The following is a 12606-nucleotide window of genomic DNA, read 5'->3' as shown; positions in this document are numbered from 1 at the left end:
AAAATAAAAAAAGATAAAATTTAAGTTTTAAATAAAAAAAAGAAAAAATATGAAAAGTAAATTTAATTACTTTTCTTGTATTTTTATTTTATTCTTATTTTTATTGTTTTGCTAGATGCTTTGTAGGTTTTGTCGCCTGCAAATTTAATCTTAGCTGTGTATTTACCTTTTTTAGTTATTTTTATGGTAAATTTAGCTACGCCTTTTTTGTTGATTTTTGCGGTGTAGGTCTTACCATATACTTTTAAGGTTACTTTTTTACCAGATTTTAAGTATGTTTTTTTATCATACTGGTTTTTAACAGTCTTAAGTGTTACGCTAATCTTTTTGGTTTTTGTTTTAGCTTTAAATGCTTTGTTTGTTGCTTTTATTGTGGTTTTCTTTTTAGTGACTGTTAATTTTGATGATGCTAGTGGTGCTGCGTTGTATGTGTCATCCCCTTGGAATGATATTGCATATGAGTATGTGCCTGCAGCCTGCAAGTTTATTTGTATGCCTGCTTTTCCTTCATCATCAGTAGTCCTATTATAGATTTTACCATTTATAGCAATTTGAACTGTTTTATTAGCTAAAACATTACCATCGATGTCTTTTAAGATTGCGTAAAACATTCCACCTCTTTCACCTGCATTGTAATCAACTGCAACACGAGTGAAAGTCTGATCAACAACAATAACAGCATCTTTCTTATGAGTAAGATTATTAATTTGCTCTTTTTGATTTTCAATAGTATCATTAAGAGCAGAAATCTGTTCAGTCTGATTCTTAATAGTACCTTCCTGAGCAATCACAGAGAGCAGAAATCTGTTCAGTCTGATTCTTAATAGTACCTTCCTGAGCAATCACAGTATCATTAAGAGCAGAAATCTGTTCAGTCTGATTCTTAATAGTAACCTCTTGAGCAATCACAGTATCATTAAGAGCAGAAATCTGTTCAGTCTGATTCTTAATAGTACCTTCCTGAGCAATCACAGTATCATTAAGATCACTAATAATCTTTTCAAGTTCGCCTATTATATCTGGTGCAGGTGTGACATTAACATTAGCATTACCAGTAGCTTCATTGAATTTTTTATCACCTGCAAAGCTAATTTTTGCAGTGTAATTACCTGCAACTAAACCGTTGATTAAAACAGTTGCAGTACCCTCATTAATGTCTGCATAGAATTTTTTATCTGCAACATCTACAAAAATAACACCTGATTCGACATCTGGAATTGTTACTTCCATTGTTGAACTGTTTCCTTCTTCAAATACTACTGGTTTTGCAGTTATTGAAGTTTCAACTTTGGAAATGGTAAATTCTTTTGTTGCGCTGTCACCTTCATAGTTTTTATCACCTGAATAAATGACATCAACTATGTAATCTCCAGCATCATTATCTAAATCAAATTTGAGAGTTTCATTAGCAGAAACATCATATAGTTTTTTACCATTAACTTTAATAACAACTTCACCAGTGGCAGTGGCTGGTAATTTAACTGTTAATGTTACATCATCTTTAACTGTAATATTTTCTGCAGGTTCAACGATCACATCCATTGAAGGAACTGCTTTTGTAATAGTAATTGTTGCAGATTTTGTAACATTATTGTGGTTTTCATCTACATTTGTAGTTACTGTTAAAGTGTATTTACCAACATCTAACAATGGCAAAGTTATATTGTCCCCAGATACTTTCACATCAATTTTATCGTTGTTTTCATCCATTAAAGTTGCAATTATATCACCAGTTGAGTTTACTGTCACTGCATTGATGACTGCTTCTGTTGCATAAGTGAATTCTTGATCAGAAATATCTAATGTTGAATTTGCTTTATTAATAGTTAAATTAGCTTCTGCATCATTAGATTCATAATTATCATCATCAACAATGGTTTTTGCATATAATGTATATTCACCCGCAGGTAAAGCATCTAATGTAATAATATTAGATTCACTTGAATTGGTTGCAACTTCATCATCATTTTTGTTATAGACAGTGATTGTTACTCCTTTTGCATTGGTCATGTTAAATGGAATTACAATAGTTTCACCATAATTAAATACTGCATCTTCAATTTCAACACAAGATTTATCGGGATTAACAGTTATACTTGCAGTTTTTTCGTTTGGAACATATTTATCATTACCACTATATGTAACGGTTATATTATAAGTATCCGCATTTAAGTTAGTGAAATTAACTACCACTGTCTTGTTAGCTAGTAAACTTTGAGGCATTTCATTGCCTAATTTAATAATTACAGTACCATTAACATCATCAGGTAATGAAATAGTTATAGTTGCATTATCACCAAATTTAGGATTATTTGTAACAACCTCAAAAATATAATCAGAAACTTTAGATATAATTAAAGTAGTTGAATTATCCCCATACATCTGTGCACTTTCATCATTTAGTTTAACATTAACCGTATAATTACCTTCCTTTAAAATATCAGGAATAGTAAAATTTAATGAATCAGACACATTAACTTTTACATCATATGTGTTATAATTAACAGAAATACTGATTGTGCTATTGATTACTTGAGAAAACTTAAGTGTAATGTTTTGATTTTCACCATAATAAATACTAGGTGCAACAATAGTGATATTTACCGTATTAAATATTAATTCATCAAAATCTTCATCACCAAAACTAACTTTAATCCTATTAATTGAATCGAAACTAGTGTAATTTGTTTTAAAAGTACCATTCACTAAAGTTACAGTAGAAGAATCAACTTTTCCAGTATTGGATGATATTGTAAAAGTCATTGGTTGGAAGTTTTCCATTCCATCTTGGTTTTCAGTACCATTCCATGTTAATTTACCAATAATTTCAAATTGATTATTACCCAAATACTTTTCTGAGACTGAAAACATAGCATATCTTGTAAGAGGCACTACAAAATTTTTTCTATCGTTTCCCTTACCAGACATATAATTAGGAATTGTATTCTGACCAAACCAAATACTATCCATCGAAGCATTTGAATATGAATAATAACTATTAGCTAATTTTCTAATAGTCATGTCCGAAAAAGTACAATATTTAAAAACTGAAGATTTAGTTTTAAAATACCCGTCAAATAAATCTAGAGAATTGAAATTAACAAAATTACAATATTTAAAGCAAGAATCATACTGACTAGCAGATATTACATAAGCATTAGTAAAATTCCTAAACGTACAATTAATGAATTCACCTTTATTTGCATCACCATAAAAACACAAGAAATATCTATTAGGCATTCCTGTACCTACAGTATAATTAGATGCATCAAAAATTATATTTGATATAGTAAAATTTGAAGATGAAGATGATAAACCTAATGCTTGCTTACAATCATTAGAATTATACATATTTTTAATAATTACATCCCCACCAATGCCAATAATGAATAAATTACTAGTATTAAAGTTTAATTGAGAACCAATAAAATATGTTCCATTGAAAATTTTTAAAGTGACCTTATCTTCCCCATTAGTATTATTACATGCCAAATCTAGTGTCGCAAAGGGGTTTTCATAAGATCCATTTCCATTTTCAGTAGTATTTTGACCAACATAAATTATATATCCATCATTTACATCATTTAATAATAAATCATTACTTTCAGAAGTTTTAAGTAATATTTCATCAGATTCTAGAGAATTCAAATCATTTTCTGCAGAATTAATTTCAGAAATTGTTAAGAGATTTTCACCATTGTCCTCAGTTACATTACTATAATCTCCACCCTCCACTGCAGAAACAATATTTAACGACAATATAATGCCCAAAAATAAAAATATTATTAATAAATGTCTTAATTTCTCCATAGTAATCACAATAGATAATTTATAGAAAGGATGAGTAATTCCTTCCAATAAAATTAATTCTAAACAAACATTACATTTTAAACTTAAATATTGCCCCCAACATAATTCGCAGATCTATCAATGAAGACTGCATTATCTCCGGAATAATAAGTAGTATTTAATGTATTGTTAATAATATTACTGCGTACAGTAGTATCAGTCATGAAAACTGCATAAGTACCATTATATAATCTTACAGTATTATTACATACATAATATACATGGTCAAAATCCGTCCATTGAGAATAACTTATTCCATATGCACATAAGGAAGTATTATTCCCTGCAAGATTATTTACAGTAATGTCATTACCACATACATATGCATAATCATCTTGGAGTTCCATACCAGATACTAAAGCCCACGGATTATTACCTGCTCTACCAGTCACATTAATTTTATTGCAAATAATAGTCAAATTAGTTTCACCTTCTGTATTTTGTGAATATATTCCTAAGTTAGGACCATTATTTGCAGTAGTTATATTATTGTTAGATATTACTACACCAGTATGTGGACCAGTTAATTGTACACCATAAGCAGCACCAGTACCATTTACGGTAAGGTTGCCCCCTTTACTATTAAGTTCTATTCTATTATTGTCAATTAAGATATTATTACATCTATAGACATCAATTGCATATAAGTAGTTTGTGTCTTCTTTTCCAGATACTGTGTCTTGTTCATAAATTTTATTTCCAATGATTTTTGAATTGTCTGATTTTACTATTATAAATGCATCTAATGTTGGATAATATCCAGAACTACTATTAGCAGTAATATCTAATTTGTTTCCTGTGAAATTAAAGTTACTTGAACTTTCTACTGCTACACCTGCAACTAAATCATAATCGATAGTTGGTTCTGGTGTCCAATGACTATAGTCAACATCTTTTAATGGTAAGAATGCAGTTATATTGTTTCCTACCATTTTAATATATGATCCGCCTTTTACTTTTACTACATAGTTGTAGTTTGCTGTGTTTGCATAGTTATCTATATAATTTATTACATTATTTAATAAAGTTGCCCTTTCAGCATTTATTAAGTCAATTGCATAAAAGTCTGCACCATTTGGTGCAGTTACATTAATTTTCACACATTTAATAGTTGAATAACTAGCTTCTGAATAAATTACAGAATTTATATTTGATGGTTCATTTGCAATGAATGTTCCACCGCAAAGTGTTATGTGTGATGTTTTTAAATCAAAACCAATATTTGTGAATGTTGCTTGTGATGCATCAATGACAATTTGTTTGTCAATTTTAAAATTACCAAAATTTTGGGCATTGAAATTCCCAACAAATGTTAAATTATTATTGGTTGTAGTCCAACCATTAGTATTAAAATAGTTACCATAATTAGTACTATTTACAGTAACAGAGTTAGCTCCAGTACAGGAACATTGTTCTTCAACAACGTCATCAGAGGCGTCATCAATTTCCACTTCTTCGACGATTTCACTGACATCATCAACAGCGATGGCATCAGTGATTAGAGTATCGTCTGTGCTGTTTATGTCGGTTGCGCTGACTGCTGAAACGCAGCAGACTATCATTACCAGCATAAACCCAAGTACTATTTTTGATGAATTCTTCATTTTTTTCACCATATTTTATATTTTTGAAATTACAAGTTTCTAGAAAAAAAACTTGCAACGCTCGTTTCTTTTTAAAAAAGAACATCCAATTGACCATCCAAATTATTAGTAAATAGTATTTATCTACAACATTGCAATTTTTGAAAATGACCTCACTTTCGATGTTAAATTCTGTGATTAGAGTTTTAAAAAATGTATTTTATTTTAAAGATTATTTTTTAGGCATTATTTTTAATTTAACCTTGTTTTTGTTTTTAGATATTGATTTGGAGTCTTGTAACCGTTTGGTTACTTTGAAAGTTATCCGGTTTAAAAATAAAGGCTTTTAAAATAAATGCCTGATAATCTGCAAGAATTGATTTGGTTGGATATGTTTCTTTAAATCGTGAAAAACTAGTTTTAAAAGGGATTTTTGAAAAATGATTTTTTTGAAGGGTGAATGTAATATTTTTTTTATAAGTTAAAAATTAGAATCATTTCTGCAAATGCTTATTTTTTTAGGTTAAATATTTTATTTTTTGAATTTAGATACTTTAATTTATTTAAATAATTTGGGAGTTCTTTTAAAGTCAGATTAGGTGGTGATAGTGAGTAATGTTCTTTTTTTATAATATCAATTATAATTGAATTTTAGAAAACTTTATATTAATAGTTATATAAATAATATATTGATAAAGCAATTTATATTTTATCAAGTACAATTAATTCAATTTAATTTTATATCTGATAAGTATTACAATTGCTTTAATCAGTATTACGAAAACAAAAAGAAGTCCGATTCAGACTTTAAAATGTTAGTAGATAAATACTATCTATAACAGTACATGAAGGATGTTATTATGGGAAAAAATGTTTTTTTTAAAACCATAATAACATTTGTGATTGAATGAAGTAAAAAGAGAAAAAGCATATCTTTTTCGGGGTGAGTATTTTTTTCAGGTTGTTGAGGTCTAAAAATTTATCAAAAAAAATATTCTTCCAAAAAAAATTACCTGTGTTCTCTTTTTCTTCTATTATTTTATGTAAAATAATCTGAATTATTCTACAGACTATATTATATTTTTTCAAGTATATATTAGTTTTTGAATTGAAACATGCATTTTTAACTGCTGTGATATAATACCAATTCATATATTTATCAAAATAAAAATTGACTTTTAATTTTTTGAGAAATCAGCATGACAAAAAAGACGAATGGATTGACATTTCAAAAAAACGTTGAATAAATAAAACACCAAAGAGTATAAGGACTGGGTTAAAGACATGGAAGATAGGGATAATGAAAAATGTGTTTTGTGCGGGGCAAACCAGCACCTGAAACTACATCACGTGTTTTCATTTAAGAATTTTATACCCTTACGTCTTGAGCCGGAAAACGGCATAACATTATGTCACTGGTGCCATAAAAAGTATCATGCATTTTATAATCTTGAGAACACCAATCCGGTGACACTCCTGAAATTCTTTAAGGAGTTTAGGTTTTAGTTGGGTAGATATATAATATATTAATATATGGAATATTTATAGCAAACTGATTTTTTTAATCCGGGATTTAGGTTTAGTTGTGGGACAAAAACCACATAGCAATATTAATTTAACAGAACACATAATAGTAAATATGGAAACTAAGAAATACATATTTAAAATCCCATTTGTATTAAATAAGCATAGTGGAATAAAAATTAAAGAAGATGATGAATTAAAATTCATACTAGAACCATATACAATATATATTCATCTATTTGAAGATGAACAGAATGGTTATTTTGAAATACCATTTAATGATGAAAATAAAATTTATGAATTTTATCAAATTTTTAAATCTACACTAAATAGATTGAATATTGTTGAAAATGAAAAATATGGGCCTTGGAGTATTAAATTGGAAAACATTACTGAAGAGAATTTGAATAATTATATTCATGAAGCCAATACAACAAAAATCGTTGTGGATGAAGAAAATTATAAAGAAATTCACACCTCATTCAACTTGAAAATAGATTTGCGAGTTGATTATGTTTTATCAATAATATTAGCTGCAATAATAGATGACATTACTGTACTATATAATGATTCTAAAAATTCAGAAATTATGAATGATAATAAAATAAATACTGCATTAGATATATACGCAAATTCATTCTTTCTAAAAGATAAACCTCGCTATTTAAGTTATTTTAACATTTTAGAATTATTAAAACCAACAGAAAAAAGAGATGAAGAAACTTTAACATGTGTTAAAAATATTATTGAATATGTTGATGATTATAAAGAAAAATTTGACCTCGAAAATAATGAACTTCTAAAAAAAGATTTTAATAGTCTTAAAAGTTCCATTGGAGGTTTAAAAAATAAATCATTCACCCCTTCAATATTGCAATTAGTAAAGGATTATAATATAAATCTTGAAGGATATGATGATTTGGAAGACTGGATATCTTCCGCTTATACCGTTCGTAACAAATTTGCTCATAAAGGAGAAATCTTAGATAATTTTGATGAATGTTTGAGTTTTTTAGAAAAATTTATTCCTACATTATTATTGGTTAAAATTAAAAAAGATTTTTAATTAAATTTAATATTATTATGATAATATTCAAGTAGATTAATTGAGGCCATGATTACTGTTCATTGTTTTTATATTTGTATTCATACTTAAAATTATAATTTGTATTATCAATTTTCATTTTACAAACATCAATTCCTTTATCTTTACAAATTCTTAAAATTTTATTTTCATGACTCTCCTCAATTTTTAAACCCAAATATACTTTAGTAGGTTCTATGAACTTTAAATACTCTTTGATTTTGCAATTTTTCCTCTTTTTTTCTATCATATTTTGAAAATCGGGTTTGTAAATTATAACCCTCCATTCCTTTTCATAATTCCAATCAAAAGATTTCTTTAGTAACGGTTCAAAGAAAATATTATTATATGCAAAACTTTCATTAGATTTAATTTGCTCAAAATCCTCTTCTCGTTCTACATATTTAATTGGAAAACAAAAATCTTTAAGATATGTTTTTTCGGTATCTTTTAGGTTATACTCCAGGCATATTCCCTGATATTTATCTGCATAATTACCCCATAAGGGATTAATACAATTATCTTTAGATAAACATATCACTGAATAGTCCTGTGAAATTTCTGTGTTAATTTCATCTGAAAGTTTATTTGAAGAATCCTGAATTACCTCATCAGCCATCTCTTTTGGAAATTTATTTAAATCTATATTTTTATAAATTTCTTTTTTTAATCTTTCATTATTTAGAAAAAGACGTGCTTCATAAGGATCATTTAATTCTTTAATCGTTGGCAAATATATTAAATTTTCAATTAATAATTCTTCAGCATATTTAGCTCTTGTATATTTATAAAGTTTTTCAGGAACAAATTGATTTTTTATATCAATACAATCATGATAAGATACTTCTTTATTTGGAAACTTATTAAAAATACAATCAAAAAATTTTTCTTCAGACATATTACTATCTTTAATTTTATATTAAAAATAAATAATCATTCTATAAAAAAAATTATAATTAACATTAATTAACAAAACAACTATCATTATTAACTATTTTAGAAAACGCTAATTTACAAACTTATATAGTGATAAATAATTTAATAGCCATTAATCTAATTTTAATTTAATGAATCATTCTACTATTTTACAATTAATTTGATGATTCAATTGATTAATTCACTTTTCATACTCCATGAATTAACTCCCTACTATATAATAAACAATCTAGGATATCTGAAACCACCCCTTTAAATTTCTATGAGTTTTTAAATCCATTTTAATATTATTTTTTTCTTGGATTTCCATAATTTAATATCCAGCATTTCTATATTAATTTTACTCACTGATTTTGACAATACATTAAATAATCATAGATTAATTTTGGTTATTTTATTAATCCAAGTTAACAACATCACTTTCAACATAACTCCAATATTTAAATCCAGAATATGTTTTATATGTAAACTGAACATAAATCATCAATTTATCTGGGACATTAAGTACTTCATCTTTTACATATTCATTTTCTATATCTTCACTAATATTAACAAATTGATTTTTCTTAATTTCACCATCTTTTGGTATTTTAACCTTTAATTCAATTTTAAATGATTTTTTAGATTTAATTTCATCAAAATGATATGTTTTTAAAATCAAATATCGAGAATACATTTGTTCTCGGTATATGTTTAATGATGTATTTTCAGGGAGAGGTTCTGCAGCGAATGCTTCTATATTAATATTTATGTCTTCAATGTCATGTAGCTTATTATTCATGATTGTTAAATTTAATGTTATTTCTTCTCCTTTAATTCCATTATCATCACAATTAAATATAAATTCTAAGTTTTGAGGTTCATAAGTATGTGTTAATAATAACATTAATCTATTTTTATCATCTATTTTCATAATGGGATTAGCCCTATTGATTTTTGAATCAAATAAGCATTTTGAACATCTAATTTTACCATCTTCACAATAAAAAATTACTTTTTCTAATTCCATTTCCTCTTTCACATGTGGACATGGATTATGTCTTAAAACCCATTCTTCATCAGTGTAAAATTTATGGTGGGTATCTCCTATTCCTGCACCGCCCACTCCAGTATTTATATTTGTAATAATATCATCCGTTAATCTTTTAAAAACTAATTTATGCCTTTTGTGTTTAGTATAACAGTTCATACAATAATATTTTTCACATTTCTCACAAAAAACAATAATTTCATCACTTAAAGTTTTTCCACAAGAATCACATTTCATAATATCACAACAGCCAAAATTAAAAATAGTATAAAACAAACAAATGAATATATAGAACATTTTAAATGTTTTACTATATCTTCATTCTTTTCATGATTTATATGGATAGAAGTTAAATATTTGTCGTATAATTTTTCTTCAAATTCTTCATCACGTATTTTAAAACTATTTTCAAATTCCTCAAAATTTTCTAAATCAAAAGGATGATAATAATTTCTTGGTAAAAAAATTAATATACAAAGTCCAATACTAATTAAGAAAAAAATTATACTTAAAACAAGTATCATGCTTCTAATATCCAATTTAAGAGATAGACTTATTTGGCTTAAGTAAGTAGAAATTATAGTCATGATTATTGAAATCACTACTAGAAAATATGAAGCTTTATTTTCTAAATTTTGTTTTCTAATGTTTTCTCTTTCAAAAATAAGTCTTAATTCTTCAAGTTTTAAATTATTTTTATCCATGATTTACCTCATGATATGATGTTTTATAACTTAATTTTCATAATTTTCTTTAATAATCTTTTTTATAATTAAAATCTCGAAATTTGGAAGATACTTTTGTAACCTTCTAAAAATATCATATAAAATGATAGTTATCTTTTTAAATTTATTCACTGTCAATTTTAGATTCATTGGACAAAACCATGGAAAATAACTTTTGATTCATCTGTTATGTTATATTCATGTCTTAAAGTATTAATTTCAACTTGTTCATCCAAGATTTCATCTGTTAAACCATACTGCTCATATAATTCATTTACTTCTAACTGTCTATCATCCAATTCCTTTTTTAACTCTATTCTTTTTAATTCATACCTTGCTTTATCACTTAATTCTTGTTTAACAGGTTCTTTTCCTGTTTTTTTTAGGGCATCCCATTCTTCACCAAATATGTTTTGCATACGACGAGCTACAGCTGCATGGCCACAATCATAAATTTCACCAATTTCAACACATGAATATCCTTTTAGATACAATTCTTCTAATAAATCTTCATTAAAATCTATACGAGCAACATTCCCATCATATCTCTTTTTATACTTCAAATTATCCAATTCTTCTTCAGAGAATATCTCTTTTAATCTATTATTAATTGTTCCTGAACTGCATCCAAACATTAATGCCAAATCTTCAGAAGTAGACTCCAATAAATATAAATTTTTTAATAACTTATCATCTATTTTAATTCTTTCCATTATGGGAGCATCTACCCCTCCCTCTCGAATATTAAAACCATTTTCACGGGCATCATATAAATCAATATATCTTATCTCCAATTCATCAAGTTCAGATTTATCACAATATTCTAAAACTCCACTTTCAAATTTTTCTTTTCCATATTTATTAAAACTATTTTGCAAATGTTTATTAAAATGCTTATTTTTTCTCAATGAATTAAAATGTACCTTCATTCTAACCTTTAAATTTCTGGATTGACCAATATAATATTGTTTAGTTACAGTATTCTGAATATAATATATTCCACATTTGTTATTTTTACTCATAGTTAATCGTTACCCATATCCAATCAATTAGACATATTATTCAAAAATGGCTAATATTTCTTAGAAAAAATTCCAAAGTTGAATTTTATCACTTTAAACTCTTTTTCCCATAATATTAATTAAAAACCATGCTGATAAGTGAGTATTATATAGTTTCCAAGGAGTCATGATTTAATTACCCATCAATACTTTTATGATTCTTTTCATTTGAAGACGAATTTTTTCAGTTAAGTTTATCATCATAATATATAAGGGAAAATCGTTTTTAAACTATTTTAGTTATTCAATATGAATAGTATCCTATGATATATTATATATAATTTTAGAGAGCATTTGCAAAGTATTTTGAGATATTAACATATTGATAAATAATTTATATGGAATAAATAAAACTTATATCTATTTTAACCATACAATAATTAGAAAATTGAATAGAAATTGCAGAATAACTTGATTTTTGAGGAATAAGACTAATTTTCTATTAATTGAATAGAATACAAGAAATTAAAACTTATCAATATTTCTGTTATGGATCCATTCACGGTGCTTTCCAATAGCTACTCTAACAATAACATCAATCAAATCAGTTTCATCTTCTTTTTTAAAGTAATAATAAGCTGGTCCTTCAAGCATCTGTCTTAAATCATAGAATGGTCTTGGTTTGATTGCATCAGGATGCATCAGTCCATAATTCTTTAGGAGTTTGATGTTTTCAGTTTCATACTTTTCCAGTTTGGATTTTTGGACTTTGGTGGCTACGGTCTTTTCCTTTTTATCAAAAATTTTGGCTATTTGTGTTGAATCAATCAGTATGCTTGATTCGATTAAAAGTAGTTTTATTTCTTTTCCTTTG

Annotated in this window: 10 protein-coding genes; 2 read left to right on the top strand and 8 right to left on the bottom strand. The window is 26.5% G+C overall.

Annotated elements, in window-relative coordinates:
• Positions 1-83: 83 nt before the first annotated feature.
• The 3 genes from QZU75_RS10990 to QZU75_RS10980 form a co-directional block, all read right to left on the bottom strand.
• Positions 84-791 carry an Ig-like domain-containing protein gene (locus tag QZU75_RS10990; RefSeq protein ID WP_296883751.1) on the bottom strand — a complete coding sequence of 236 codons (708 nt, stop codon included), beginning with the start codon at positions 789-791 and terminating at the stop codon, positions 84-86.
• Positions 766-3810: an Ig-like domain-containing protein gene (locus QZU75_RS10985; RefSeq protein WP_296883750.1), complete on the bottom strand. Its 3045-nt coding sequence runs from the start codon at positions 3808-3810 to the stop codon at positions 766-768. The genes QZU75_RS10990 and QZU75_RS10985 overlap by 26 nt, the downstream gene beginning before the upstream one ends.
• Positions 3811-3893: 83 nt before the next feature.
• Positions 3894-5453, bottom strand: coding sequence for a hypothetical protein (locus tag QZU75_RS10980; protein ID WP_296883748.1), 1560 nt, complete (start codon positions 5451-5453; stop codon positions 3894-3896).
• Positions 5454-6716: 1263 nt separating this feature from the next.
• Here QZU75_RS10980 and QZU75_RS10975 point away from each other — a divergent pair.
• Entirely contained in the window at positions 6717-6938 is a 222-nt protein-coding gene (locus QZU75_RS10975) for an HNH endonuclease (protein ID WP_296883747.1), read from the top strand.
• 79 nt (positions 6939-7017) lie between these two features.
• Positions 7018-8022 carry a hypothetical protein gene (locus QZU75_RS10970; RefSeq protein WP_296883744.1) on the top strand — a complete coding sequence of 335 codons (1005 nt, stop codon included), beginning with the start codon at positions 7018-7020 and terminating at the stop codon, positions 8020-8022.
• A 52-nt stretch (positions 8023-8074) separates the two neighbouring features.
• Here QZU75_RS10970 and QZU75_RS10965 read toward each other — a convergent pair whose 3' ends face one another.
• The 5 genes from QZU75_RS10965 to QZU75_RS10945 all read right to left on the bottom strand — a co-directional run.
• Entirely contained in the window at positions 8075-8938 is an 864-nt protein-coding gene (locus QZU75_RS10965; RefSeq protein WP_296883742.1) for a DUF2971 domain-containing protein, read from the bottom strand.
• A 435-nt stretch (positions 8939-9373) separates the two neighbouring features.
• Positions 9374-10243, bottom strand: coding sequence for a hypothetical protein (locus QZU75_RS10960; protein ID WP_296883741.1), 870 nt, complete (start codon positions 10241-10243; stop codon positions 9374-9376).
• Positions 10240-10710: a hypothetical protein gene (locus tag QZU75_RS10955; RefSeq protein ID WP_296883739.1), complete on the bottom strand. Its 471-nt coding sequence runs from the start codon at positions 10708-10710 to the stop codon at positions 10240-10242. The genes QZU75_RS10960 and QZU75_RS10955 overlap by 4 nt, the downstream gene beginning before the upstream one ends.
• Positions 10711-10877: 167 nt before the next feature.
• Entirely contained in the window at positions 10878-11753 is an 876-nt protein-coding gene (locus QZU75_RS10950; protein ID WP_296883737.1) for a GIY-YIG nuclease family protein, read from the bottom strand.
• 504 nt (positions 11754-12257) lie between these two features.
• Positions 12258-12606: hypothetical protein (locus tag QZU75_RS10945; protein ID WP_296883734.1), on the bottom strand; the 349-nt coding region annotated here is incomplete at its 5' end.

This window comes from uncultured Methanobrevibacter sp. (genome assembly GCF_902764455.1).
Classification (GTDB): Archaea; Methanobacteriota; Methanobacteria; order Methanobacteriales; family Methanobacteriaceae; genus Methanocatella.
The sequence above is the reverse complement of the archived record's forward strand: the minus strand, read 5'-3'. Positions and strand labels throughout refer to the sequence as shown.